Raw genomic sequence first — 25,466 nt, 5'->3', positions numbered from 1 at the left:
GCCCCTTTTGCGCGAACGTGCAGAACTTGCGTCTCGTGGGGGCTCGGGTGGGGTTCGTGGTCACGGCGCTGTCCACGCGCCCGCGAATTGACAGGGCCGCGAAGGTGCTGCCCTAATGCGGTCCGTGAACGACAGAAACACGGCCGCGCGCGGCGCGGGTACCTTTTCCTACGCCTGGGTGACGCTCTGCTCCCTGCTCGCGCTCGTGCTCGTCGCGTGCGGGGGTGGCTTGAACGTCCGGCTCATCAACTCGGCGCAGAAGAAGCCCAACAACGTCTGGGTCTTCTTCACGGTCGACGCGGGCAAGGACAAGCCCGTCGGCGGCCTCAAGGCCGAAGACTTCAAGATCTACGAGGACGGAGAGATCGTCTCGACCTTCGAGAGCAAGCAGACGATCCAGAACCCCGAGGTCGCGGCGGTCATGTACACGATGCTGCTCGTCGACATGAGCGGCAGCGTGACGGAGTCCGGGCAGGCGGACGCGCTCGTCGACGCCGCCAAGGCCTTCGCCGAGCGCGTCGGCAAGACGCAGAAGGTCGGCGTGTACGCCTTCGACGGCTCCGAGAAGATCCACTCGGTCGTGCCCTTCACCGAGGCGCAAGGCTCGGTCGAAGGCGGCCTCGAAGGGCTGCGCAGCTACAAGCCCAAGGACCCGTCGACGAACCTGCACGGCGCCGTCGTCGAGGGCCTCGCGACGCTCAAGAAGGAGCTCGACAAGGACAAGCGCCCGCTCAAGTTCGGCTCCCTCGTCGTCTTCTCGGACGGCACGGATCGCGCCGCGCGCGTGACCCGCGACCAGATGAAAGACGACATGGACAAGGAGGAGTACGAGAACTACCAGATCTATGCGATCGGCGTCGGCGCCGAGATCGGCAAGGCGAAGCTCGACGACATCGGGCGCGACGGCACCGAGCTCGCGACGGATCAGGCGAAGGTGAAGGAAGCCTTCGACCGGATGGCCGCGCGCATCGAATCGCACATGAAGCGCTTCTACCTGCTCTCGTACTGCACGCCGGCCCGCAAGGGTGAGCACGAGGTGCGCATCGAGGCGATCAGCAAGCAGGATCCCGAGGGCTCCGGCGACGTCGAGTATAAGTTCAACGCCGACGGCTTCGGGCCTCCGCCCGACTGCAACCCGAATGCGCCTCCGGCCTTCGATCTGAAGGAGCCGGCGCCGAAGGCCGCGCCTGCCGCCAAGTAGGACGACGTCGAGCCATCGGCTCGCCAAGGCCCGCGCGCATCAGGGTATGCTCGCGGGCCTCGTTCATTTTCGAGGGGAACACGCATGCCTGTTTCGAAGGTGCTGCTGGTCGACGACGAGCCGCACATCCGCAGGATCGGGGAGCTGAGCTTGAAGGGCGTCGGCAAGTGGAAGGTCGTGCTCGCGTCGTCGGGGCACGAAGCGCTCGACGCGGCGGCGCGTGAGTCGCCCGACGTGATCCTGCTCGACGTGATGATGCCAGGCATGGATGGCCAAGAGACGCTCGGCGAGCTCCGCGCGCGCGAGGTCACGGCCGCGATCCCGATCATCTTCATGACCGCGAAGGTGCAGAAGCACGAAGTCGATCGGTACCGCGAGCTCGGCGCCGCGGGTGTGATCCCCAAGCCCTTCGACCCCATGTCTCTCCCCGGACAAATCCTCGACATCCTCGCCTCGTACGCAAGCACACGCGCTTGATCGTGGCGCACCGCGTGCAAGGGAGTGGGTGGAGCGTTCATGAAAGCAGCACCCCTCCCTGGCAATGAGATCGAGCGGCTCGCAGCGCTGAGTGATGCGGCGATCCTCGATACGCCTCCCGAACCTGCCTTCGACGATCTCACGCATCTCGCGGCCTCGATCTGCGGCACGCCCATCGCGCTGGTCTCGCTCATCGATCGCGAGCGCCAGTGGTTCAAGGCGAGGGTCGGGCTCGACGCGACCGAGACGCCGCGCGAGGTGGCCTTCTGCGCGCACGCGATCCTCGGCCAGGAGCTCTTCCTCGTCCCCGACGCGTACGAAGACGAGCGGTTCGCCGACAACCCGCTCGTGACCGGCGCGCCGAACGTGCGCTTTTACGCCGGGGCGCCGCTCGCGACCTCGGACGGCCACAACCTCGGGACCCTCTGCGTCATCGACCACGGCCCGCGAAAGCTCGACGAGGCGCAGCGGAGCGCGCTCTCAGCGCTCGCGCGTCAGGTCGCCGCGCAGATCGATCTCCGCCGTGCGAACGGGCGGCTCGTGAAGCTGAACGGCGAGCTCGTGGCGCGGGCGCGCGAGGCGCAGGCGGTCATCGAGCAACGCAAGGCCATCGAGCGCCTCAAGGACGAGTTCGTCTCCACGGTCTCGCACGAGCTCCGGACGCCGCTCACCTCGATCCGCGGGGCGCTCGGGCTCCTCGAAGGCGGCGTGCTCGGCCGCCTGCCCGACGAGGCGATGGAGCTCGTGCAGATCGCCCGGACCAACACCGACAGGCTCGTGCGGCTCATCAACGACATCCTCGACCTGGAGAAGATCGAAGCGGGCAAGCTTGAGTTGTCCCCGAAGCACGTCGACGCGCGGCGGCTGATCTCGAGCCTCGTCGAGAGCCTCTCGCCCGTGGCGGCCGAGGCCAAGGTCGAGCTTTGGGCGGACGTGCGGGGTGAGGTCGAGCTCGTGGTGGATGAGGACAGGATCGCTCAGGTGCTCACGAACCTGATGTCCAATGCCCTCAAGTTCTCGCCGTCCGAGGCGCGGGTCGAGCTCGGCGTGGAGGTGACGGCGGCCGGCCGCGTGCGCTTCGACGTGCGGGATCGGGGGCCCGGGATCGCGGAGGCGGACCTCGCGCGGCTCTTCAACCGGTTCGAGCAGCTCGACGGCGAGCACCGTCGCAAGGTGGGCGGCACGGGCCTCGGGCTCGCGATCTCGAAGGCGATCGTCGAGCAACACGGCGGCACGATCGGCGTCACGTCGAAGCTCGGGCAAGGCAGCACGTTCTGGTTCGAGGTGCCGCAACGCGGAGCGCCGCGCGAGGCCTCGCCGCGCTTCGAAACTTAGGGCCCTCCTCGCCGGCCGCGCATATCATCGACGCACCCGATGGCGCATACGAAGGACGACGAGATCCGAGCGGCGCTCCTGGAGTTACGCAGGGAGTACCTTGCGGAGCTGCCGGACCTCTTGCAGCAGCTCGCCGAGGTCGTGTCCGCGGCGAAGCAGGGCACGCAGAACGCGATGCGCGCCGCCGTGTCGAGGGCGCACGCGCTGCGCGGGACCGCGGGCTCGTATCGATTTCAGGAGATCAGCGACGCGGCCGGCCTCGTCGAGGACGGGCTGCTCGGCATCCAGGGCGGCTGGCTCCCCGCGGAGCAAGCGTGGCCCGAGATCGAGCGCGCGGTCGCGGGCGCGCGCGCGGCGTGTGATCGCGCGGTGGCCGAGCTCAGGCCGTAGGCGCCGCGCCCCAGCCGGCCCGCTCGACGATGCCGTCGATCGTGTCGACGAGGCGGCGCAGATCGATCGGCTTCGCCACGAACTCGCGCACGCCGAGGACGGCGAACTTCCAGCGCTCCTGCGGGCCCACGCGGCCGCTGAGGACGACGACACGCGCGTGGTCGCCGCGCGGCAAGGCGCGCAGGTGCGAGAGCGTGTCCACGCCGTCGAGGTCGGGCATGTCGAGGTCGAGCAGCAGGAGATCGGGCGGCTCTTCGCGCGCGGCGTCGAGCGCGGCCTGGCCCGAGCGCGCCACGCGGATGCGCACCGATCGGCCCTTCAAGGCGAGCTCCGCGGCCTTCGCGGCGAACTTGCCGAACGCGGGATCGTCGTCCACCGCGAGCACGCGGAGCGGCCGCAGGCTGCTCTCGCCGGGTTGCCGCGTGCTCGGCGGCGGCGCCTCGCTCGACGGCGCGGCGGCGGCCTTGGGAGAGCCGACGCGGACGAGGTCGCGCGCGAACGCCCCGCAGCTCGGGTAGCGATCGGCGGGGTTTTTCGCGAGCGCGCGCGCGAGCACGGCGTCGAAGGGCGCGAGCTCGGGGTGCACCGACGAGGCGAGGGGCACGGGCGCGCGCTGGTGGGCCTGCAGGAGGTGCACCATGTTGCGCATGGGGTACGGCGTGCTGCCCGTGAGGAGCTGGAACGCCACGCATCCGAGCGCGTAGAGGTCGCTCCACGGACCCACCGTGATCCCGTGCGCGCCGAACCCGGCTTGCTCGGGCGCCATGTAGAGCGGCGTGCCCTCGATCGTCTCGGGATTCGGATCCGTCGACTGCTGCGCGAGCCCGAAATCGATGAGCACGGGCCTGCCGGTGTCCTCCTCGATGACGATGTTGCCGGGCTTCACGTCGCGGTGGACGATGCCCCGGGCGTGCGCGGCGTCGAGCCCGTCGGCGATGCGGCCGAGGATGGTCAGCGCGCGGTGCTGCGGGAGCAGGCTCTTGCGCTGCTGGTAGTCGTCGAGGATCGCTTCGAGCGAGCGGCCCTCGACGTACTCCATCGCGAAGAAGTACGAGGAGCCGTGGCGGCCGAACGCGTACACCTGCACGACGTGCTGATCGCGCAGCGTCGCGAGCGCCTTCGCTTCCTGCTGGAGCTTCTGCTCCGCGAGCATGTCGTCCCACGTCGGGACGATGAGCTTCAGCGCCACCGTGCGATCGAGCCAGGTGTCGCGCGCGCGGTAGACGACCCCCATGCCGCCGCGTCCGAGCTCCCGTTCGACGCGGTACGTTCCGGCCACCACCATGCCCGGCGCGGGCACGATGGAGGGCCGCGCGGGCGCATCGATGACGTTGCCTTGCTCGTCGATCGACGAGGTCTCGATGAAAGCTTCGCCGGATCTGTCAGGCGACGAAGGTGTGCTCATGAAGCGCTGCCCGCCCCGGCTCGAGGATGTCCCGGCCTATTTCTCTTTTAGGCCGGCCGAATCGGCGTCGCGAGCGAAAAAACGCGCCGAGGGACGCGGCGCGCGTCAGGCGCCTTCGGTCGCGCCGCTTCGTTCGCGTTCGGCGCGGCGCGCGCCTGCGAGCTGGCCACAGGCGCCGCCCACGTCGCGGCCACGGGGCCTGCGGACGAGCGTCGTCACGCCGTGCGACGAGAGCCGCGCGACGAACGCGTCGAGCCGCTCGGGCGTGGGCGGGCGGAGCGCTGGATCGGGGCCCGGGTTGCACGGGATCACGTTCACGCGGCAGCGGATCCCGCGGACGTAGGCGGCGAGCAGATCGGCGTCCTCGGGCGCGTCGTTCCAGCGGTCGAAGAGCACGTACTCGAAGAGCACGCGGCGGCCTTGGGGGAGCGCGGCGAGGATCGCGTCGCGCAGCGCATCGAGCGGGAAGCGCGCGTTGATGGGCATGATCGCCCGGCGGCGCGCGTCGTCCGGCGCGTTCAGGCTCACGGCGAGCTCGGCGCGCGTGCCTGCGAAGAACGCGGGCAGCTTGTCGGCGACGCCGACGGTGCTCACGGTGACGCGGGAGGGCGCGAAGGCGAAGGCGCGGTCGTCCGTGAGCAGGCGCAGGGCGCGCAGCACCTCGGGCAGGTTGTCGAAGGGCTCGCCCATGCCCATGAACACGAGGTTCGAGAGCGGCGGGGCGCCGCCGGCCTCGTTCCAGAGCGCGCGGGCGAGCCGGACCTGATCGATGATCTCGCCCGCGGCGAGCTGGCGTTCGAGCCCGAGGCGGCCGGTCTCGCAGAAGGCGCAGGCGCGCGCGCAGCCGACCTGGCTCGAAATGCAGAGCGTGGTGCGGCCGGGGCCGGGGATGAGGACGGACTCGACGAGGGCGCCGTCGCGGGCGCGGAACAGCAGCCGGATCGTCCCGTCCTCGGCCGGCGCGCGCTCGTGCAGCGCGAGCGCGGGCGCGGGATCGAGCGCGGCGAGCGCCTCGTGGGCCCAGGCGCCGATGCCGAGGCCGGCGAAGACCGCGGGGCCCCAGGGGATCACCGCGGGGTCGCGGAAGAACGCGTGCCGGACGATCCGGGCGGCGGCCGAGCGGGCGGCCGAGGGGGCACCGCCGGCCGCGACGAGGCGTTCGGCGAGCGAGTTCGCGTCGTGCGAGCCGAGGAGCGTGTCGCCGCGGGCGGCGCGCGAGACGAGCGGGATCCCCCCGCGCTTGTCGAGAACGTCCACGGGCTTCCTGTTACTACGGGGCGGCGCGGAGGGGCAGGGCGGGCGGAGGGGAAACGGCCCAGGGGGATGCGCGGAACCCCAGGTTTTCCACAGGCATGTGGAGAAGCTGGGTGGAAGTGGTGGGGAGGCGGGGGCGGGGACGGCTACGAGCGATAGGCCGCTTCGAGCGCCGCGATGTCCAGCTTGATCATCTTCAGGAGCGCGTCCGACACCTTCTTCGACCGAACCGGATCGGGGTCGCGCATCATCGCGTCGAGCGCGGCGGGCACGATCTGCCACCGCAGGCCGAAGCGATCGATGAGCCAGCCGCAGGCCTGCGGCCGGCCGCCTCCTTCGAGCAGCGTGTTCCAGTAGCGGTCGAGCTCCGCCTGGTCGTCACAGAGCACGACCATGGAGACGGCGTCGTTGAACTCGTGGTGGGGCCCGGCGCTGATCGCCTGGAAGCGCTGTCCGAGGAGCGTGAAGTCCACGACCTTCACGGAGCCCGGCGGCCCGCTGGGCGTCTCGCTCTGGAGCTCGGTGACGTGATCGACCCGCGAGTTCGGGAAAATCGAGGCGTAAAACCTCGCCGCCTCCTCCGCCTCCTTGGCGTACCAGAGATGCGGGAAGATCTTCGTGCTGCCTTTCACGGCCATATCGTTCCTCCTTCGACGCCTTGGACTCTCGGCCAGGGTCAAACTCATCGGTCCCGGTTGGTTTTTCTCGGAGGGGAGGATCGAGGGCATGAAGCGCCGCGAGGCTCAGGCAATGCCTTCGGCCGTGAGCGCCGCGCGGACGGCCGGGCGTTCGGAGAGCCGCTCCAGGTAGCTACCAAGCGCGCCCGGCAAATCGACCCGCAGCAGGTGTCGATACGTTCGCAGCGCGAAGTACGCGTAAGCGTCGAGCAGGCTGAACGCTTCGCCGTGGAGGAACGGGCGATCGGCGAGCGCCTCGGCGAGCAGATGGACGCGGTCTGCGAGGCGCTGCGCGGCCCAGCGCTTCGACTCCTCGCTCACGTTTGGCATCAGGGTGAACGGCGCGAAGCCCTTGTGCAGCTCGGTGGCGATGAAATGCAGCCCTTCGTCGAAACGAACGCGCACGAGATTGCCGCGCGGCGGGGCAAGCTTGGCCTCCGGCCAGGTATCGGCGATGTAGTTCAGCAAGACCGCCGTCTCGGTCAACAAGGTGCCGTCCGGAAGGAGCAGCGCGGGCACATAACTCTTGGGGTTCAAGCGCGCGAAGTCGTCGCCGTCCGCGGTCTTCTTGCTCCGCAAGTCGACGCGGACGAGCTCGAATGTCGCGCCGGCCTCGCGAAGCGCGATGTGCGGCGCGAGCGAGCAGACCCCTGGCGTATAGAAAAGCTTCGTGGTCTCGGTCATGCCCGCAGTCTAGGAAGCCGCCGCAGATTGAACAATGCGAGCAGATTGATCACTCTGTCCAGCGCCATGAACAGCCGACCCGACTTCGCCGCCATCGAAGCCTTCGCTCGCGTCGCCGAGACGGGCAGCTTCCGCGCCGCCGCCCTCGCCCTGTCCGCGCCGGTGTCGACCGTCAGCGTGCAGGTCCGTCGCCTCGAGTGTCGCCTCGGCGTCCGGCTGCTCGAGCGCACGACACGGCGTGTCCGCCTGACCGAGGAGGGGCAGGCGTACCTCGAAAAGGTGCGCGCCGGGCTCGACGCGCTCGCCGAGGCGGAGCGCGGGGTGTCGTCACGCGACAGCGAGGTCCGCGGGCGCCTGCGGGTCGCCGCGCCGGTCGAGTTCGGGCAGGCGGTGTTCGGGCGCGTGCTTGGGCGTTACGCGAAGGCGTACCCGGGCGTCGCTGTCGAGGTCGAGCTCGTCTCCGAGCGTGTCGATCCGGTGCGCGACGGCTTCGATGTCGTGCTGGAGGTCGAGCCATGCGACAGCGCGTCGCTCGTGGCGCGCAGGCTCGGCGCGCCCTCGCGGCGCCGTCTCGTTGCCAGCGCGGACTACCTCGCGCGTCACGGCGTCCCCGCGCACCCGCGCGAACTTTCGTAGCACACGTGCCTCGTGATGGGCACCCGGCGCGAGGCGGCAACCTGGCGTTTCTCCCGCGGCGGCACGAAGCTCTCGATCGTGCACCGCCACGCGACCGCGAATAGCTGGGCGCTCTTGCGGGACCTCACCGTCGCCGGCTGCGGGATCTGCTGCCTGCCGGACTACCTGGCTACGCCCGTGATTTCCGAGGGGAAGGTCGAGGAGGTGCTCGCGGCGTACGTGATGCCCGCGGAGCAGATGTACGCGGTGTATCCCCGCAGCGAGCATGTGCCCGCGCGCCTCCGCACGTTCGTCGCGGCGCTGCGCGACTTCCTCGAGGTGTGGCCTGGTTGCTTGCCCAAGCCACCTCCGCGGACGGCCGCGGGGGGCGCGTGAAGGCCCCCCCCGCTGGACCTGACGAACCTTTACGGGGTGGGGGCCGCCTTCTTCGCAGGTTTTGCGGTGGGGCGGTCAGGAATGATGGCGTGGATCTCCGCCTCGCTGAATCCCTCGATCTTGTTCGTAGGCGGGGCGCCCGATCTTCCATCGGGTGCGGGTGAGCGCGGAGAGAGACCTCGGGCGCCGCAGGCGGGAGGACGCGCCCGGGGCTCGGCGGCTCAGGGCGGCCGAGGTCCGGGGGCGCGCGGCCGAGGTCCGGGTTGTGGCGGGGCAGGAGGTGGTTCGCGGCGAGCGACCGCAATCCGTGTTTGGATCGTTGGCGAGCCAGCGCGTCGCCATGCGCCTTGCACATGTGGGATGACGAGGGCGGGCGGCTGGACGGATCTGGCCGCGGTGCCGCGTCTGTTTTTGGGCCGAGCCGTTCGTCTTGCTTAGGGTGTCTCCGAGGAAGCCGGAGTACGTATGCAATTTTTAATGATGGGTCGCTTGTTCGGTTGGCTCGCGACGACCGTGTTGCTGTTGCCGCTCGCGGCATGCAGCGAGGAGCCGGAACCGGGGACGAGCGGGAGCGTCGCGTCGTCGAGCAGCGGAAGCAGTGGCGGGAACGGGAGCGGGGGCGCAAGCGCTAGCGGCTCCGGTGGCGACGGCGGAAGCGGCGGAGGTGCCGGAAGCGGGAGCGGGGGCGACGGCGGAAGCGGCAAGCGAAATCTGTTTGTGTACCGTTTCTGAGGCTAGAGCGATGACTAACGGCGCGATCTTAAACAGGATTTGCATGGTCCCTCCGGTCACGGGCGGAAGCCTTTCGGGGCGGTCGGCGCAGCCCTCGGGGCGCTCTCGACGCTCGGCGCATGCTCGGCGCGGTGTTGCTCGACGGCGCAGCCCTCGGGGCGCTCTCGACGCTCGGGGGCGATTGCTCGACGGCGCAGCCCTCGGGGCGCTCGGGGGCGATTGCTCGACGGCGCAGCCCTCGGGGCGCTCGGGGGCGATTGCTCGACGGCGCAGCCCTCGGGGCGCTCGGGGGCGATTGCTCGACGGCGCAGCCCTCGGGGCGCTCTCGACGCTCGGGGGCGATTGCTCGACGGCGCAGCCCTCGGGGCGCTCGGCGCGCTCGGCGCGATTGCTCATGAGGCCCGAATCCCCATTGATTAGTGATCCTGTGGCGCGGGCGGAGCCTGGCAACAAAAGACGCGCGGATCCACAGCCTTCACGTTGTTGATTAGTTCGCCGCCGCTTGGCGCGCATGTTCCCGGCTCATTATTGATCCATTGGGCCTTCATCGAACCGAGCGCAAGCGCTTCCGCGCCAAAATCGATGCACAGGCCGGGCACCGCGGGAACATACTCGAATAGCGGATCCGGCGAGGGCCCGCACGTGCTATCTTGGTATGCCGACCAAGCGACCTTGCATTTGGCGTCTATGGGCTCGCCGCATGCACACGGCGAACAATCGATCTTCCCGTCGGTCCCCGCGTAAAAGACGAACTGGCTGGGGAACGCGGCGGGACATTGTGGGAGCTTCTCTTCGTTCACCGGCAAAGCGTACTGTACGCATTGACGGAATCCAGGGGGAGGAGGCTCGGCGCTTGGAAGACACAGATCGCCCGTGTTGTCGCATAGGCCGTTTGCGCTGCCTTGGCACGCTTTCGCGAACGTTCCCCAATAGACGCCATTTGCGAATGACACAGGCCCAGGCGCGAATGACGGCGCCTTCGGGATCGGGTCGCCGAATGGCTCGCACGGCGCCACGCTCGCGGGTGACAGCTTGATTGACGAAAAGCTACCAGGGGGAAGGACTGAGGGGGATACGCAAGACCCGTCCCATTCTGCCGGTGCAGCGTATGCGGCAGCGTTGACGCCAGGGCAAAAGCTATTCGCTTCGATGTCGATCTCGTTCGGAAGCACGCATGCTGCGGGCCCACAAACACACTCGGCGCACTCGAATGAGACGAGCAGATCGCCGTATCCCGTATAGAAGACGTTATCAGCGCGCTCGGGGCATTCCGGCGCCTCCGATTCCTCCCCCATCCATAGAAGCACGGCTCTCTCGCGATAGTCCGAGGTGCCCATGGGTACACATTCGCCACCAGCGGCCTTGCACGACATTGGTTCTACTGCACTACCGCCGTCGGGGAAGCAATCGCCATTAACATCGGCATCAGGGTTCGCGTCGGGCAAGCAATAAACGGTCGCATGCCATGGCTCCGTCGTGCAGCCGTTCGCGCCGAGCGTTGCGCCAATGCCTAGTCCACTCGCAACGATTGCAACCAGGAATTCTGCCCTGACCCTACCTGTAAACATGACCACTGCCTTTCTAGCGCCCGAACACGAGCAATGCGGAGAGGGAAAGCGCAAACCGCTGAGTCTGCCAAACCGGCGTTGTGGCTCCGCTGTCGGCGGTAACATCGATTATCATGTCGCGTGTCAAGGCGGTCGCGTCGGCAAACAAGCGCGCGGAGAGGCTGCCATTAATCGCGTACGTCGCCCCTATGCCTAGGCCCAGCGCAGGGATCACTTTGCCGACCGTATCGGTACGATAGAGCGGGTTTGAATCTACTCGACGATCAAAGAAAGTGGCCCCAGCGAGAGCGCAGCCGTCGAGCCATCGCCACTGCACACACGGCCCAGCAAAGGCGTATGCGGAGAATATGTTGATCGGACGATTCTCGATGTCGCCAAGGGACCACGCACCCCTTGCCATGACTAATGCAGAGTATCCGCTCCGCCGATACTGCCCTATAGCGGACACCCCTACGGACGGAGAGGGCGCGGCGCCGAAAACCATTGCAGGGCCGATGCCAAATCCAAGGCGACCGCCAGGTTTGGCCGACACTGGCACGCTCGGGTCCGGCGCGCTCGGCGCCGCCCTCATAGGAGCAGGAGGCGCGGAGTCACGAATGATTATCGTTTTAGTTGTTTCTTTGGGAGTTGGAGGTGGCGGGGGTGGCAATGCAACAAAATCGAATCTTATAGATACGTCTTCCGAGCCCAGGCATTCGACAATCCTTTCTATGTCAGCGTGGCCCGTCAATGTCCCACGCCATTTATGAACGCCCCGGTTTACGAATGTCCAGAAGAAGCTGCCTCGCGTCGCTCGCCGGTCGTCGCCCTTGTAGATGAGTGCATCGACGCTGCTTGCCGTTACGTCTACTTTGCATACGCGACGCCGAAGCCGCTTGTATGTTTCCCAAAATAATGTGCGTTCGGTATCGTTGGCGCCGGCCGCATAAAAAACAGCCTCAAAGAGTTCGTGGACGGCCCGATAGTCGTACTTCGGCGCATTCGCCATCGCAATACATATCCCCAGGCGACCCGATACTAGGGGGTCCTCGCGAATGTTAAGCGCCTCGGAATACGCGGTTATCGCGTCAGCTATGCGAAATGCCAGCCTCGCACGGTCGCCCTCTGCCACAAGCGCCTTGAATCGAACCTCATCCTGGGGACTCGGTTTTCTTTCCGCATTCATGTCGTGAATGTTGCCGCCGTCGTTCATTTCAATGGGCGTCGCGCCCGGTGCGCCCGAGGTGGGCGGCGCTTGGGGATCCGCGGGCGTCGTGGGCGGATCCGCCGCTGCGACGGGCGCGACGAACGACAGGAGGGCGACTAGAGCGAATGCGGACGGGCGAGCCACGGCGAGCGACGATACACGATCAGCCAAACGGCGGGAAGGGTGGATCGTCGCCTCGGACGAACCCAAGCGCCCAGGGCTGCGCCGTCGAGCGCGACCGCGCCGAGCACCCCGAGGGTTGCGCCACCGAGCGCGACCGCGCCGAGCACCCCGAGGGCTGCGCTGTCGAGCGGGACCGCGCCGAGCACCCCGAGGGCTGCGCCATCGAGCGCGACCGCGCCGGGCACCCCGAGGGCTGCGCCATCGAGCGCGACCGCGCCGAGCACCCCGAGGGCTGCGCCGTCGAGCGCGACCGCGCCGAGCACCCCGAGGGCTGCGCCGTCGAGCGCGACAACGCCGAGCGTCGAGAGCGCCCCGAGGGCTGCGCCGTCGAGCGCGACCGCGCCGAGCACCCCGAGGGCTGCGCCGTCGAGCGCGACCGCGCCGAGCGTCGAGAGCGCCCCGAGGGCTGCGCCGTCGAGCGCGACCGCGCCGAGCGTCGATTTTAATGGTTGGACGTTGTGGGCTTAATCGGCGTCGGGCTCACCCTCGTAATTGTCCCAACCCTCGGGCGGCGCCGTTGCATTCGAGGCGACCAGGGCAGCGCGGGCCGCCGCCTTAATGTCTTCCGGAACGTCTTTCGAGGGTTCCCACGTCGCGATCAATTCGCGCAACCTAATGACGTGGGGCTCTGCCGCGATGTATTGCCGGTTATCTTCGTTGTTCGGTCGTCGCTTTGCGTCGACGATGATCGCTAGGTAACTGTCGAGGGCCCGTAATAGCTCCTCACGGGAGGGTATTCGCGACGCCTTTGCCATAACGCGCGGCGCAGCCAGCGCTATAGTGACCTCTGCGAACCCGATCATGGCGCATAGGGCGTCCTGGGCTTCTTTGGGCATGTCGCCATGCATTGCGTTGGTAGGCTTGTCCTTTTCCGTCATTGCGTTTTCACCCGCGCATCCTGCTACCGTGACAGCGACACAAGCGGCGAGCGCTTGGCCGCGAATGCACGTTAGCTCTCTTCTCATGGGATCGGGTTCTCCAGGAGCATGCACCGGCCACGCTTGCCGAATAGAGCGATATTTAGGACGATCTTGCTCCCTACGATTGCCCCCGTGCCCTTCTGGCACGTGTACAGACACCAATTCTTGACGACGAGATTCGATAGGTCCCACAACTTGGGACAGATCGGACATGCTCCTTTTCCGCAGCCCACGATCATGCAAGCGGAGCTTGTACCGTCATCGAATTCACACTTCTGCATGTAGTCGCACCCGTAATCCTCCACGCATGCATAATTCGGCTTGAAGCCTGCAAGCGGGATGCTCGACGGATCGAGGGTATCGACCCATTCCTGTGCCTGCTGCCACGCGAGCGGAGCATATTGATCGATTAGCTGGTCAATCGTTGCTTGGTCAGCGGTTGCAGGGTCCACGCCGCTGCCTTCGATGAATCCGGCGACGGCATAGCCGGCGTATTCCGAAACAAGCAATGTGCGGGCCGCTTCGTTGGGGTCGGCGTTCTCCAGGTTATCGATCGCGGCTTGTTCCTCGGGCGTGAATTGCGATCCGCCGGCCTGCTCGCCATTGTCGCCCGTATTATCGCCCGACGAATCCCCGCCCGAAAGGCTGCCGCTATCGTCCCCTCCCCCGGGACCAATTCGGATCACGCATGCCGGAATGGTTGCCGAAAGCATTGCGGCGAGAATGCCTGCGGCGCCGATTGTCTGGAAAGAGCGTCGACCCATGGCGAAACCTCCATGCAAGGGAAACCAGGCTACCACGGCACGGGGGCACAACGGAACGAAACGACCGACGATCCCGCGACGTGGAAGGGCCGCGCCGTCCCGAACGATCGCGCCGATCGCCCCGAGGGCTGCGCCGTCGAGCACGACCGCGCCGACCACGCGCCGAGCGCCCCGAGGGCTGCGCCGAGCGTCCCGAGGGCTGCGCCGTCGAGCACGACCGCGCCGAGCGCGCAAGGGGAGAGCCGCCGCGCGGAGCATCGCCCCCCGTGTGATGTGTGATCACGTGGGCTGTGTGAGGGGATCACACGATCCACGTGATCACACATCACACAGAAGCGCCCCCCTTCCGCCCCTTGACTCCAGCATTGCCGTTGACACGCACGCCCGGACCCGTTCGCGCATGACCGCGCCGAGTGCGGAGGGCTGCGCCGTCGAGCACGACCGCGGCGCCGCGCCGCGTCAGTGACGGGCGCTCTTACTGTAATAACCCGCTCCGGAGGGGGTGTAATAACTCACGGAAAGGCCCCCCGTGCGTGGTCCGTAGAGTACGATTTGAGGGGGGATCCCTTGACTCTCGCTGAGGTGATCGGAACCTCGCGGAAACATTGCAGAGTAACGCGATTTGCGTTTCAGGTACTCTACGTAGAGTACCGCTCGCGCGTAGAGTACCTTTTTCGCCCCCTTCCGGGCGCTATGACGCGCCCCCCGCGAGGGCTGCGCCGGGGGGTGTACTCTCCGGAGAGTACACCTCACCCGAGACGCCCCGAGGGCTGCGCCGGGGGGATGTACTCCGCGCGGAGTACATTTCATCGCGCCGCGCCCCCTTGCGCCTTGCGCCCCCTGGAAATGGGCCGGTAGGCTGTCTCCATGGCGCTTGATCCGAAATCGAAGCAACGGGGCGCGCGCATCGATCGGAGCCTGGTCCTAGCGGGGGGCGCAATCGTGGCTGGGCTTCTCATAAAGGAGCGAAGCAGGCGAGAAGCCGTGAAGGAGGTTGCAAAGGGCGCGCTTCGATCGGCGATTGCAGCGCTAAAGGCCGAGCGTGCTCCATCCCTTCCGCGCAAGGTCGAGAGCGATCCGGCGTTCGTGCAAGCCCTGGAGCGGGCAAAGCGTGCGCCGTCGAGCACGACCGCGCCGAGCGTCGAGCACGCCCCGAGGGCCGCGCCGTCAAGCACGACCGCGCCGAGCGTCGCGAGCGCCCCGAGGGCTGCGCCGTTCGTCGTGAGGGCTGCGCCGTCCCTCGGCTACATGCCGAGCACGTGTGAACCTCGCGAAATCGCGCCGACTACGTGCGCGAAAAACTCAAAATCGCGGGCGCGGAGCTGCTCGAGCGCGACTTGTGCGGCAATGCAAGGCGGCACGGGTGTGCCGAACGTCGAGCGCACCCCGAGGGCTGCGCCGCGCCGAGCACGCGCGCCGAGCGTCGAGCGCGCCGCGAGGGCCGCGCCGTCCCCCCGTTTTCCGCACCGGAGAACAGCGCGCCGATCCGGTCCTTCTGGCTTCCTATCGCGCGGTTACGCGTGGATCGAGGGCCGCGTATCTTCGGCGAAGAAACGGAAGCGGGCGCGAGGGCCGCCTACGTCACAGCACCAAGCGCCGCGAGGGCCGCGCCGTCGAGCATGACGCACTGATCGCCGCGAGGGCCGCGCCGTCGAGCACGACCGCGCCGAGTACCCCGAGGGCCGCGCCGTCGAGCACGACGCGCCAAGCGTCGCGGAGGGCCGCGCCGTCGAGCACGACCGCGCCGAGCACCCCGAGGGCTGCGCCGTCGAGCACGACCGCGCCGAGCGCCGCGAGTGCCGCGCCGAGCGTCGAGAGCGCCGCGAGGGCTGCGCCGTCGAGCACGACGCGCCAAGCGTCGCGGAGGGCCGCGCCGTCGAGCACGACCGCGCCGAGCGCCGCGAGTGCCGCGAGGGCTGCGCCGTCGAGCACGACGCACCGATCGCCGCGACGGCCGCGCCGTCGAGCACGACCGCGCCGAGCACCCCGGGGGGGCCGCGCCGTTTGTGTTGTCACGCATGTCTCGGGGTCGTGTGTCTCGCGAGACAAGCCCCCCGAGACATGCGTGACAAGAAACGCGCCCCCTTCCCGCACGATCCCCTTGACAAGTGCCCCGAGGGCTGCGCCGTCGAGCACGACCGCGCCGAGCGCCGCGAGGGCTGCGCCGTCCAGGAACTTGTGATTAGTTCCGGTTTGTGTGTGCTAATTGGTGGCCTAAGTGCGCGAAATGAGACGCGTTGAAAGGATCTCCGGGGGATTAGTTTAGTTCGGATCGAATTAATCACGGACAAACGAACGGTCGCAACTCCCTTGAAAACAAGCTCCGCCGAGCACCAAACGAATCGTTTTCCTACAAAAAGCGGTGTTTGCGTGGCGGTCGACGTGCCATGGCTGCGCCGTCGAGCACGACCGCGCCGAGCCCCCCGAGGGCTGCGCCGAGCGGCGCGAGGGAGCGCACGTCAAGCGGAAGCGGTCCGCGTGGCTCACGAGGGGCTTGTGGGCTTGTGCTCACAAGAGGCTTGTGGCCCAAGCCCCACGGCTACAAGCCAGAAGCGCCGCGGGGGGCTTGCGTGCGCCAAGAGCGGCGCGAGGGCTGCGCCGTCGAGCCCAACCGCGCCGAGCACTGCGCCGAGCGGCGCGAGGGGGCGCACGTCAAGCGGAAGCGTCGTGCCATGGCACGAAAGGCTTGCGGACTTGCGGGCGCAAGTGACTTGCGGCGCAAGCCCCACCGCTGCAAGCCAGAAGCGCCCGCGGGGGGCTTGCGTGCGCCGAGCGGCGCGAGGGCTGCACCGTCGAGCACGACCGCACCGAGCGAGACTTACGATAAGTCGCGGCGCGCCGCGGTGTGCTGGGTGTGCTGAACGGTCGACTGTGCCACGACACACTCCCGAAGCGGGACACACTGCGCGGCGAGCGGGACGCTTAGCGTAAGCGGTGCACACGAAGGGACCGAGCCGCCTCCCGCGGTTCCCTCACACGCTCACGCGAGGCGTGCTCTCACGCGTACGACTGGAGTCCGTGCTGAGACTGAGAGCGGCTGCGCCGTCAAGCATGACCCCACCGCGCGCCCCGAGGGGGGCTCACTCGCATGCGAGTCGCGGCGCCGCGCCTTGCGAGTCTCCGTGGGTGGGCTGCGCCAAGCGCCCCAAGGGCAGCGCCGTCGAGCACGCCCGCGCCGCGCGCCCCGTGGGCTGGGACGAGCGCAGAGCACGCCCCGCAGGCTGCGCCGTTTCATCGCGTGCGTCACGAGGGCTGCGCCATCGAGCACAACCGCGGAAGCGTCGAGCGCCCATGGTTGCCACGTCGCCGGGCCAGACTGTTTCATCACGCAAGCGCCGACGGTGCGATCGCCAAGTAGCTATTGATACCAGCGACGATTCATGACATCATCCAAGTGCTTGCTCAGAACGTTCCGCTACCCGCTGCATCCGACATATGCGCAGGAAAAAATCCTGACGCAATGGCTTGAAGCGTGCTGCGATCTTTACAACGCAGCGCTACAAGAGCGACGCGAAGGGTGGCGACGCGGCCTTCGCATTCGTTTTAACGACCAGACGGCATCGCTTACTGTGATACGCCACGAGGATCCGAAGTTCGCGGCGATGCCTGTTATGGTCTTGCGATCTGCATTGGCCAGATTGCAAGTGGCCTTCGAGGCGTTCTTTCAACGTTGCAACAACGGCGAAAAGCCTGGCTACCCACGCTTTCGTTCGCGACGCCGCTACGACTCGTTTTCGTGGCCGGCGCCCAATGGAATAGACAACCTGATCCAGGGCAAAGGGCGCTCTGGACGCCTTGCAGTTCCGAAGCTGGGCGACTTGCGTTTCAATCTCTATCGGATCCCTCGCGGTGTTCCGCGTACTGTGAGGATCCAGCGCGAATCCACTGGAAAGTGGTGGGTGAGCATTGCTTGCGATCTGGGCGCGGCCCCGGCGCCTGTCGATGCGGCCGCAATAAGTCCTGATCGCGTGGTAGGTATTGATGTCGGGCTCCAGAGCCTCGCCGCACTGTCGACTGGCACGATTGTAGGTAATCCACGACATGTAAAGCGAGCTGAAACGATACTCGCCAGGCGGCAGCGGGTGTTGTCTCGTCGTCGCAATGGTAGCGCATCGCGGAAGCGAGCCGTTAAACTTGTGGCCCGTGCGCATGCGCACGTCAAGAACCAACGATTAGATTACGCCCGGAAGTTTGCGACAAAACTTGTTCGAGACTTCGACTTCATTGCACATGAGGACCTGAATATCGCATCACTGGCGGCATCCACGTTAGGAAAACACGTAAATAATGCGGGGTGGAGGATCCTGCTCCACGCGATTGCTTGCAAGGCAGAATGCGCCGGCAAGGTGGTTGTACAGGTGGATCCTCGTGGAACATCGCAGGAGTGTAGCGCGTGTGGGGGGGTTGTTCAGAAGTCCCTCGCGGTCCGCGTTCACGACTGCCAATGCGGCTTACGTGTTGATCGAGACGTAAACGCAGCACGAAACATTTTAGCGCGCGGTATGCGCGTGGTGTCCAAACTTGGGGACAGCAACCCGAGCAAGGCCCGAAGGTCAAGAGGTCGCGGAAGTTCCGCTGATCAAACGTGACCCATACCGATCGATGCGAGAGTCTTTGTTTCCTTGAGTGCGACCTCAGATTCAAGCGAACATAGCGCAAATGCATTTGGGCCCCGCCGAGCGTCGAGTACGCGTTTCGGGCTCTTAGGCTTGCTGCGCCCCTTTGCCATCCTTCCTGAGCAGATAATCGGACGAGCACGCGCCGTCCTGCACGACACAGCGCCGCGAAAGCCATGATGGGCGGGGAAGGGCTGCGCCGTCGAGCACGACGCGCCGAGCGGAGGCGAGACGGCGCGGGAAGGGGGCGCCATGCGTTCCGGCGCGCGGGATGGCCCCCCGACCTTCCCGCGCGCCGAGCGCCCGCTAGCGCGCCTGCTAGACGTCGTCGGGCGGAAGCGCGCGCACGTGCTCCGCGCCTCCCGGGAGCATCGGGCGAGCAGGGCGGCGCGGATCGTCGCTCGCATGGTCGAGCGTCGCGGGATCGGGTAGGCGCCCCTCCGCGTATCGGACGGCCATCGTCGCGGCGTCGCTCCATTCGATTGCGATCCCCTCCGGACCAATCTTGATCCCGTCGAGCATCGCGCCGAGCGCCGCGCGCCGAGCAGGGACGGCGATGGTCCCCCATTGCGCCACGATCGAGCGCAACCACGAAAGCGCGCCCTTTCGATTCTCGACCGTATCGGCCGACGCTTCCGCGGAGAGCGCCCGCTCCTCCGCGTCGATCGCGGCAAGCTCGCGCTCGATCCGCGCCGCTTCCGCCCGGATCACGTCCATCCCCCACTGACCCGAGGAGACCATGGAAACGAGATTGCTCCGCGCCGTTACGAGCTTGGCCCGCTGCACCCTGAAATTCGGCGCGTGGGGGGACGGCGGAGGGGCTTTCGACAGATGGCCGTCTAGCGCTTTGAAGTGCCGCGCCGCGAGCCTTTCGATCTTCGGATCGATCTCGTCTTGCCGATTCCAGGGCGCCCCCATGCACCGCTCGCGCGTGGCATTCTTCAATTCCGGCGCATAGCGCTTCCGGCACACGTAATATCCTGCGTGCTTATTCTTCTCGCTTGCAGGCTTGGCCGTGATCATCGAGCCGCAAATGGAGCAACGGGCGAGCCCTCGGATCAACCATTCCGAGGTGATCGTGTCCGTGCGAGGCTTGCGCCCGTAGGAGCGCCGTCCGGCTAGCGCGTGCTGGGCCGCGTGCCACATTTGCAGGGAAACGATCGGTTCGTGCGCGTCGACCCATTCCGCGGGCTTTTGCGTCAACTGCCGGTTTTTGTCGGGCCGGACGGGCGTGGTCGCGATCTGGCCGGCGTACATTCGGTTTTTAAGCAATTGCAGGATCCAGACGGTTCGGAAGGTCGCGAGCCCTGCATAGGTCGTCTGGCAATGGAGCGCGATGTCTCGCGCGCTCTTGCCTGCAAGGCACATGTCGAACATCTCGCGAACGATCGGCGCCTTGACCGCATCGATCTCCAATCGGCGCGGCTTATCGTGGACGTCCGCGCCCTTGGCCCGCACGTAGCCGAACGGGGGCTGTCCCTCTACGAATTTCCCGAGGGCCCGGAGCCGCTTTCGATTGCCTTCCGTGCGATCACGGATGCGAGCCCGCTCCATCTGTGCGATCGACGCCCACAGGGCCATTTGCGTCTCCCCCTCGGGGGTAGAGGCGTCGAAGCGTTCAGCGAGAGACAGGAAGCGCGCCCCCCGCTTGATGATGTCGCGCACGGCGGAGATCGTGAAAACGATATCGCGAGAGAACCGATCGAGCTTCGCCACGATCACGAGATCCCCCGGGCGGACGGCCTTTAGCAAGGCTGCGATGTTCTCGCGCCTCTCTTGTGACTCGACGCCGCCTGATTCCGTTTCTTCAAAGTCAATCGGAGCGGGGAGGCGGGCGTATTGACAATAACGCCGGATCTCCTCGTCCTGCGCGTCGAGCGACGTGCCCGATCGCATTTGCTCCATGGTCGACACGCGCCGATAGGCGAGGACTCGCGACGTCCCGGCGTGGGGACCGTCGAGCGTGAGAACACGCCTAACCGCGGAAGGATCCGCGATCGTGGGCCCTGCGTTCACGACCGCGGGCGCATCGGGCGCCGCTTCGAGGATGGAGACCTCGCGCGGGGGGCTGACGTGCGCGCGATCCTGCGCCGCTCCGCGCGCCTTGCCGCCCTTGCCGCCCTTGCTGCTCTTGCCGCCCATGCTCGGGATGATGCCGGTCCTGGCTTCCATGGTCGAGACCTCTCGATCGGACTGCGCCACTACTGAACACGCGATCAGCACATTTGGCCGGGCAACGGGTCGCTCTCAGTGTGTCGCAAGTGTTCGGAATTATTAAGTTTGCTGCCTAGGTAGTAGGTAGCAAATAGATTCCGGATCGGAAGCGGCGGCGCGGGCGGAATGGCCGGCGGGGGCGGCGCGGGGGGTTCTGGCGGAATGGCCGGCGCGGGCGGCTCCGGCGGAGGCTCGATCCAGGAGCCCGTGGGCACGAGCCTGCTCGTGCAGGTCCTCGATACCCAGAACCAGCCAATTCCCTCCGCGGTCGTCACTTCCCAGGGGGACACGCCGCGCCCGACCGACGGCGCAGGCTACATCCTCTTCGACAACCTCGCGCCCGGTCGCTTCTCCGCCCGCGTCGAGCGCTTCGGGTATGCGCCGGCGAGCGTGGTCGTCGAATTGCCCCAGGGTGCGCATGGTGGGGCGGAGGTGCACCTGTTCCCCCTTCCCCCGCGGATTCCCTTCGACGCGACGGCAGGCGCCGCGCTCGACCAGGGACCGGTGCACGTCACCATTCCCTCAGGGGCGATCGTCGATGACCTCGGCGAGCCGGTGACGGGGCCGGTCGAGGCGACCCTCGTGCCGCTGGATCCGAGCCAGGGCCTCGCGAATGCCCCCGGCCCGCTCGAAGGGATCTCCGCCGGCAATGGTGCGATGGTCGGCCTCGAGAGCCTGTTCATGGCGGAGGTGACGTTGTGGCAGGGGAGCCAGAAGGTGAATCTCGCGCCGGGGCAGCGGGCGACGCTGGAGCTGGTGCTGCCGGATGCGGTGGCGGCGAAGGTGCAGGAGGGGCAGTCGATCCCGGCGTGGTGGTTCGATCTGGACGCGGGGATCTGGCGCGAAGAGGGCGCGGGAATGATCCAGGGCTCCGTGGCCGAGCCTGGGAAGATGGCGTGGGTGGCGGAGGTGGGGCATTTCTCGTGGTGGAATAGCGACAGGCCGTGGGAGGAGAAACATTGCTTCCTCGTGCCGGTGGTCTCGGCCGATGGGTCCGACACGCCATCCGGCGTGTCAGTGAGCGTGTCGGGGGTGAGCTACGCGGGCGAGTCGTCCGTGGTGCTGACGGACGCGAACGGGCGTGCCTGCATGGACATCATGCTGAACGGGACGGCACAGATCCTGGTTGGTCCGACGACCGCGCCCTTCGCGACGGTGACGGTCACCGGGTCGGGTCCGGCCTCGGATTGTGGTGGCAATGGCGATGCGTGCACGAACTTGAGCCCGATCTCGCTGCCGCTGGGCTCCGTGTGTACGCCGGGAACGTGGCAGGATTGCGGGTACAGCGGCCCCGCGGGTACGGAAGGCGTGGGGATCTGCCTGGGAGCGAAGGCGTACTGCAATGGCAGCGGGACGGGCTGGACCGGCTGCGTCGGCGAGGTGCTGCCCCAGTCCGAGGACTGTCGCTCGCCGCTGGACGACGATTGTGATGGGCTCGTGAACGAGGAAGGCGACGCCTGCGCGTGCCAGCCGGGGGAAACGAAAACCTGCTATACGGGGCCCGCGGGCACGCTGGGCATCGGTCTATGCACGGCGGGGACGCGAGCGTGCGTGAATGGGTTCTTCGGGCCGTGCCTCATGGAGGTGAAGCCGCAGCAGGAGACTTGCGCCACGCCGGAGGACGATGACTGCAACGGGACGGCCCAATGCACGTTATGGAGCAAGACGCTTGTGGGAGGAGGTGACAATGGGCCCGAGGCGTTCGTGGTCGACAGCGCGGGCAACGTGCTGCTCACGGGTGGATTCCCTGGAATCGTGAACTTCGGCGGCGAGGACCTCATCGACGCGGGGGGCTGGGACATCTACACCGCGAAGCTGGACACGAACGGGAACCATCTCTGGAGCAAACGCTTTGGAGATGCCTCCGGTTTCCAGGGTGGCACGGGGGCGGCCCTCGACAGCGCGGGCAACGTCTTCCTTACGGGACATTTCTATAGCACCACGGACTTCGGCGGTGGGCCTCTCACCAGCGCGGGGAATTTGGACATCTACGTCGCGAAGCTGGACGCGAACGGGAACCATCTCTGGAGCAAACGCTTTGGAGATGCGCAGCGTCAGTCGACCACTGCGACGGCCACCGACAGCGCAGGCAACGTCTTCCTTGTCGGAGACTTCCAGGGCAGCGTGGACTTCGGCGGTGGGCCTCTCACGGCCATAGGCTTGGAAGACATGTTCGTGGCCAAGCTGGACGCCGACGGCAACCACCTCTGGAGCAAGCGCATCGATGTGACAGACCCCGTCAACTACAGCATCACCAACCTCAGGATTGACAGTGCAGGCAATGTACTGGTCACCAAAGGGTTCTATGGCGTCGCGGACTTTGGCGGTGGGCCTCTCCCGAGCCAGGGTGGTATGGACATCGTGGTGGCCAAGCTGGACGCCGATGGCAACCACGTCTGGAGCAAGCGTTTCGGGGATGCTGATCACCAGCTGGTCCGGGCGATAGCGGTCGACAGCGCAGACGACGTTTTGCTCACTGGGCATTTCAAGGGCACCATGGACTTCGGCGGTGGACCCGTCACGAGTGCGGGAGACTGGGACATCTACGTCGTGAAGCTGGATGGGAACGGCAACCAGGTCTGGAGCAAACGCTTCGGAGATCCTGACCTCCAGAGTGCCACTGCGATGGCCGTCGATGGCGCCGGCAACATCGTCATTGCGGGAAGCTTCTATGGCACCGTGGACTTCGGCGGCATGACGTTGACCGTGGGGGGCACACAGAACTTTCCGGACGAAGACTCCTTCGTGGCAAAGCTGGATGCGAGCGGGAACCACCTCTGGAGCCGGCGCTTTGCAGGCCACCTGGAAGGAATCAAACCCGCAGTCGACGACAACGGCAACGTACTGCTCACCGGCGTCCACTTGGATCCCGTGGACTTCGGCAACGGCCCCCTCCCGGGCTCTTCTTTCTACTACCCCGAATTGTTCCTCGCCAAGCTCTCCCCCTGAGGGCGACACCTTCTTCGACCGGATGAGCCAGCCGCAGGCCTGCGGCCGCCCACCCCCTTCGAGCAGCGTGTTCCAGGAGCGGTCGAGCTCCGCCTGGTCGTCGCAGAGCACGACCATGGAGACGGCGTCGTTGAACGCGTGGTGGGGCCCGGCGCTGATCGCCTGGAAGCGCTGTCCGAGGAGCGTGAAGTCCACGACCTTCACGGATCCCGGCGGCCCGCTGGGCGTCTCACTCTGGAGCTCCGTGACGTGATCGACCCGCGAGTTCGGGAACATCGAGGCGTAAAACCTCGCCGCCTCCTCCGTCTCCTTGGCGTACCAGAGATGCGGGAATATCTTTGTGCTGCCCTCCACGGCCATCTCGGACCTCCTTCGATGCCTTGGACCCTCGGCCAGGGCCAAACTCATCGGTCCCGGTCTTTTCTTCCGAGGGGCGGCGGAGCGACCTCAGGCCATGAACGTTCCTGACATCCAAAGAACGCCTGTGTTTCCTGTCCCCTGCAAAGCGCCCCCCTCCGAGCCGTCGTGGCCCGTCGGGAGGGCGAAAGCGGCGCGATGGGCTGCTCTGATCGGACTCACGGCCTGCGGCGGCAGCACCGCGTCCGGCTCGCCGTCGGCGCCGGCCCCGCCGGTGGCCTCGGAGAAAGACACCGGCTCCACGCCACAAGCCGTGCGTAGCTCCCTTCCCTCGGACGAATCCGCGCCGCCCGGTCGAGACACCGACGCCACGCCGCAAGCCGAGCGTAGCGTGCTGCCCTCGGACGAATCCGCGCCGCGGCTTCGAAGGAGCCCCGCGACCCCGGTCGAGTTTGCTGTCGGCGACGAGCGAGTGGTCGTTCGTTTTCGCGCAGGTGCCTCCGCCGACCCGTTCGTCGAATCCATCGCCGTGGGCAGCGAGATGGTGTTCCCTCCGCAATGCGATGCGCCTGCCCTTCCGGCCAGCGGGCTGTGTTCGCCTGGCCATCTCGAGCTGCGTTCCGTTCTAGGGAAGGGCAAGGACCTCGAGCTCGTGGGGACACACGCCCGCGGACAGCAACTGGATTTGGTGTTTGCCGCCGTATTCGAAGGGAGCCCCGAGTGCGGCGCCTACGGGTATTGGCTCCTTCGGGTCGGCCCCACCGGCGCGCGCGCGACGAGCCCCATCCTTGGATGCATGGCGACCCCGGCCCCCGCGGGCCCCGACGGCGAGGTTCCGAACCCCATGATCCAATGGGCGCCGTCCGTCAGCATTCGATTGGGCGAAGAAGGTGGGAGCTGGCGCCGATGGGAGCTGAATGCGCGGACGTTCCAGTGGGTCCAGGTCGCCAGGGGAGGAAAAGCGCTCTAGCCGCGCCGTCTGCGCGCGGCAGCGTGCAGCCGACCGAGCATGAGGCGCCCCCGTTCGATGAGCGCATCGTGCTCGGCGGAGAGGACGAGCATGCCTTCGTCCGCCACCGCGCCGGGGATGTGAGGCGCGAACTCCTCGGCGAGCCCCTCCTCGGCGATCTCGGCGAGATATTCGGGCTGTTCGGTGCAGCGCAAGGCGGAGATGGCGCGGCGAATGTTCGGGAGGGAGCGCTCCTTCAATGCCTCCTCGGCTTGACGGAGCGCGGCCTCGATCACCGACGGAACGAGCGCCGGCCAGAACGCGCGCAAACGCTGCTCGGGCGTTTGCTGCTTCTTTTTCGCGAGCAAGACGTATTGGGCGAGATCGCCGAGCTGCTGCGTGAGCAGGGTCAATCCGGCTTTCGAGGACCTCCGGCGCAGTGAGCGGAGCTTCAAGCTCACCGCCTGGAAGTCGTAGCCGGCAAAACCTGCCTCGCGCGCCGCGTGGTACTCGCTCCAGAGGCGACGGGACTCTTCTTCAAGGTCGAGGGGGACGTCGGATTCCTTCATCTACGTCGGAAGATACTTCGGCTCC

Annotated in this window: 19 protein-coding genes and 2 pseudogenes; 9 read left to right on the top strand and 12 right to left on the bottom strand. The window is 67.0% G+C overall.

Features of this window, described 5'->3' with window-relative positions:
• The first annotated feature begins 124 nt into the window (after nt 1-124).
• From QHF89_RS24390 to QHF89_RS24375, 4 genes are all read left to right on the top strand, one after another.
• The gene (locus QHF89_RS24390) at nt 125-1,201 is read left to right on the top strand and encodes a VWA domain-containing protein (RefSeq protein ID WP_284720889.1); all 1,077 of its coding nucleotides are present in this window, start codon (nt 125-127) and stop codon (nt 1,199-1,201) included.
• 84 nt (nt 1,202-1,285) lie between these two features.
• Nucleotides 1,286-1,678 carry a response regulator gene (locus QHF89_RS24385; RefSeq protein ID WP_136927683.1) on the top strand — a complete coding sequence of 131 codons (393 nt, stop codon included), beginning with the start codon at nt 1,286-1,288 and terminating at the stop codon, nt 1,676-1,678.
• 39 nt (nt 1,679-1,717) lie between these two features.
• Nucleotides 1,718-3,013 carry a sensor histidine kinase gene (locus tag QHF89_RS24380; protein WP_136970234.1) on the top strand — a complete coding sequence of 432 codons (1,296 nt, stop codon included), beginning with the start codon at nt 1,718-1,720 and terminating at the stop codon, nt 3,011-3,013.
• Nucleotides 3,014-3,052: 39 nt separating this feature from the next.
• Complete coding sequence (locus tag QHF89_RS24375) at nt 3,053-3,403, top strand: Hpt domain-containing protein (protein WP_136927681.1); 351 nt, start codon at nt 3,053-3,055, stop codon at nt 3,401-3,403.
• Here QHF89_RS24375 and QHF89_RS24370 read toward each other — a convergent pair.
• The 4 genes from QHF89_RS24370 to QHF89_RS24355 form a co-directional block, all read right to left on the bottom strand.
• Nucleotides 3,393-4,808 carry a protein kinase domain-containing protein gene (locus tag QHF89_RS24370; protein WP_136970235.1) on the bottom strand — a complete coding sequence of 472 codons (1,416 nt, stop codon included), beginning with the start codon at nt 4,806-4,808 and terminating at the stop codon, nt 3,393-3,395. The genes QHF89_RS24375 and QHF89_RS24370 overlap by 11 nt on opposite strands.
• A 105-nt stretch (nt 4,809-4,913) precedes the next feature.
• Entirely contained in the window at nt 4,914-6,065 is a 1,152-nt protein-coding gene (gene rlmN / locus QHF89_RS24365) for a 23S rRNA (adenine(2503)-C(2))-methyltransferase RlmN (RefSeq protein ID WP_136970236.1), read from the bottom strand.
• Nucleotides 6,066-6,208: 143 nt separating this feature from the next.
• A complete protein-coding gene (locus tag QHF89_RS24360; RefSeq protein WP_136970237.1) occupies nt 6,209-6,700 on the bottom strand; it encodes a VOC family protein in 492 nt (163 codons plus the stop codon).
• A 105-nt stretch (nt 6,701-6,805) separates the two neighbouring features.
• Nucleotides 6,806-7,423: a glutathione S-transferase N-terminal domain-containing protein gene (locus tag QHF89_RS24355; protein WP_136970238.1), complete on the bottom strand. Its 618-nt coding sequence runs from the start codon at nt 7,421-7,423 to the stop codon at nt 6,806-6,808.
• A 66-nt stretch (nt 7,424-7,489) separates the two neighbouring features.
• Between QHF89_RS24355 and QHF89_RS24350 the strand changes: the two are divergent.
• Nucleotides 7,490-8,434 (top strand): annotated as a pseudogene (locus QHF89_RS24350) (LysR family transcriptional regulator).
• Nucleotides 8,435-10,747: 2,313 nt separating this feature from the next.
• Here the strand turns inward: QHF89_RS24350 and QHF89_RS24345 are convergent.
• The 4 genes from QHF89_RS24345 to QHF89_RS24330 all read right to left on the bottom strand — a co-directional run bounded on the left by QHF89_RS24345 (nt 10,748) and on the right by QHF89_RS24330 (nt 13,787).
• Nucleotides 10,748-11,926, bottom strand: coding sequence for a hypothetical protein (locus QHF89_RS24345; RefSeq protein WP_136970241.1), 1,179 nt, complete (start codon nt 11,924-11,926; stop codon nt 10,748-10,750).
• Between the two features lie 110 nt (nt 11,927-12,036).
• Complete coding sequence (locus tag QHF89_RS24340; protein WP_136970242.1) at nt 12,037-12,453, bottom strand: hypothetical protein; 417 nt, start codon at nt 12,451-12,453, stop codon at nt 12,037-12,039.
• A 114-nt stretch (nt 12,454-12,567) separates the two neighbouring features.
• Nucleotides 12,568-12,981 (bottom strand): hypothetical protein, encoded by a 414-nt coding sequence (locus QHF89_RS24335; protein ID WP_136970243.1) that lies wholly within the window; start codon nt 12,979-12,981, stop codon nt 12,568-12,570.
• An 83-nt stretch (nt 12,982-13,064) separates the two neighbouring features.
• A complete protein-coding gene (locus QHF89_RS24330) occupies nt 13,065-13,787 on the bottom strand; it encodes a transposase (RefSeq protein WP_136970244.1) in 723 nt (240 codons plus the stop codon).
• A gap of 12 nt (nt 13,788-13,799) precedes the next feature.
• On the opposite strand from QHF89_RS24330, the gene QHF89_RS24325 reads away from it, so the two are divergent.
• On the top strand, nt 13,800-14,066 hold the full coding sequence (locus QHF89_RS24325; protein ID WP_136970245.1) for a hypothetical protein: 267 nt from the start codon (nt 13,800-13,802) through the stop codon (nt 14,064-14,066).
• A 1,302-nt stretch (nt 14,067-15,368) separates the two neighbouring features.
• On the opposite strand, the gene QHF89_RS24320 is transcribed toward QHF89_RS24325, so the two are convergent.
• Nucleotides 15,369-15,719: a hypothetical protein gene (locus QHF89_RS24320; RefSeq protein WP_136970246.1), complete on the bottom strand. Its 351-nt coding sequence runs from the start codon at nt 15,717-15,719 to the stop codon at nt 15,369-15,371.
• 1,448 nt (nt 15,720-17,167) lie between these two features.
• On the opposite strand from QHF89_RS24320, the gene QHF89_RS24315 reads away from it, so the two are divergent.
• Entirely contained in the window at nt 17,168-18,376 is a 1,209-nt protein-coding gene (locus QHF89_RS24315; protein ID WP_136970247.1) for an RNA-guided endonuclease InsQ/TnpB family protein, read from the top strand.
• A 345-nt stretch (nt 18,377-18,721) separates the two neighbouring features.
• Here the strand turns inward: QHF89_RS24315 and QHF89_RS24310 are convergent, their stop codons facing one another.
• Nucleotides 18,722-20,575 (bottom strand): recombinase family protein, encoded by a 1,854-nt coding sequence (locus QHF89_RS24310; RefSeq protein WP_136970248.1) that lies wholly within the window; start codon nt 20,573-20,575, stop codon nt 18,722-18,724.
• Between the two features lie 267 nt (nt 20,576-20,842).
• Here QHF89_RS24310 and QHF89_RS24305 point away from each other — a divergent pair, with 267 nt between their 5' ends.
• Complete coding sequence (locus QHF89_RS24305) at nt 20,843-23,566, top strand: hypothetical protein (protein WP_284720888.1); 2,724 nt, start codon at nt 20,843-20,845, stop codon at nt 23,564-23,566.
• A gap of 84 nt (nt 23,567-23,650) precedes the next feature.
• Here QHF89_RS24305 and QHF89_RS49990 read toward each other — a convergent pair.
• Nucleotides 23,651-23,926, bottom strand: a pseudogene (locus QHF89_RS49990) (VOC family protein); the annotation flags it as partial.
• A 310-nt stretch (nt 23,927-24,236) separates the two neighbouring features.
• Here QHF89_RS49990 and QHF89_RS24295 point away from each other — a divergent pair.
• Nucleotides 24,237-24,893 carry a hypothetical protein gene (locus QHF89_RS24295; RefSeq protein ID WP_136970249.1) on the top strand — a complete coding sequence of 219 codons (657 nt, stop codon included), beginning with the start codon at nt 24,237-24,239 and terminating at the stop codon, nt 24,891-24,893.
• On the opposite strand, the gene QHF89_RS24290 is transcribed toward QHF89_RS24295, so the two are convergent.
• The gene (locus QHF89_RS24290; protein ID WP_136970250.1) at nt 24,890-25,441 is read right to left on the bottom strand and encodes a hypothetical protein; all 552 of its coding nucleotides are present in this window, start codon (nt 25,439-25,441) and stop codon (nt 24,890-24,892) included. The two genes, QHF89_RS24295 and QHF89_RS24290, sit on opposite strands and share 4 nt — an antisense overlap.
• Between the last annotated feature and the right edge of the window lie 25 nt (nt 25,442-25,466).

Origin of the sequence: Polyangium sorediatum (assembly GCF_029946465.1) — a bacterium.
Classification (GTDB): Bacteria; Myxococcota_A; Polyangia; order Polyangiales; family Polyangiaceae; genus Polyangium; species Polyangium fumosum.
The sequence above is the reverse complement of the archived record's forward strand: the minus strand, read 5'-3'. Positions and strand labels throughout refer to the sequence as shown.

Bases quoted from the DNA above. Each gene is read 5' to 3' on its own strand.
- QHF89_RS24385 (WP_136927683.1), top strand. From the start codon at position 1,286: ATGCCTGTTTCGAAGGTGCTGCTGGTCGACGACGAGCCGCACATCCGC.
- QHF89_RS24380 (WP_136970234.1), top strand. From the start codon at position 1,718: ATGAAAGCAGCACCCCTCCCTGGCAATGAGATCGAGCGGCTCGCAGCG.
- QHF89_RS24375 (WP_136927681.1), top strand. From the start codon at position 3,053: ATGGCGCATACGAAGGACGACGAGATCCGAGCGGCGCTCCTGGAGTTA.
- QHF89_RS24370 (WP_136970235.1), bottom strand. From the start codon at position 4,808: ATGAGCACACCTTCGTCGCCTGACAGATCCGGCGAAGCTTTCATCGAG.
- QHF89_RS24360 (WP_136970237.1), bottom strand. From the start codon at position 6,700: ATGGCCGTGAAAGGCAGCACGAAGATCTTCCCGCATCTCTGGTACGCC.
- QHF89_RS24355 (WP_136970238.1), bottom strand. From the start codon at position 7,423: ATGACCGAGACCACGAAGCTTTTCTATACGCCAGGGGTCTGCTCGCTC.
- QHF89_RS24345 (WP_136970241.1), bottom strand. From the start codon at position 11,926: ATGAACGACGGCGGCAACATTCACGACATGAATGCGGAAAGAAAACCG.
- QHF89_RS24335 (WP_136970243.1), bottom strand. From the start codon at position 12,981: ATGACGGAAAAGGACAAGCCTACCAACGCAATGCATGGCGACATGCCC.
- QHF89_RS24330 (WP_136970244.1), bottom strand. From the start codon at position 13,787: ATGGGTCGACGCTCTTTCCAGACAATCGGCGCCGCAGGCATTCTCGCC.
- QHF89_RS24325 (WP_136970245.1), top strand. From the start codon at position 13,800: ATGCAAGGGAAACCAGGCTACCACGGCACGGGGGCACAACGGAACGAA.
- QHF89_RS24315 (WP_136970247.1), top strand. From the start codon at position 17,168: ATGACATCATCCAAGTGCTTGCTCAGAACGTTCCGCTACCCGCTGCAT.
- QHF89_RS24310 (WP_136970248.1), bottom strand. From the start codon at position 20,575: ATGGAAGCCAGGACCGGCATCATCCCGAGCATGGGCGGCAAGAGCAGC.
- QHF89_RS24290 (WP_136970250.1), bottom strand. From the start codon at position 25,441: ATGAAGGAATCCGACGTCCCCCTCGACCTTGAAGAAGAGTCCCGTCGC.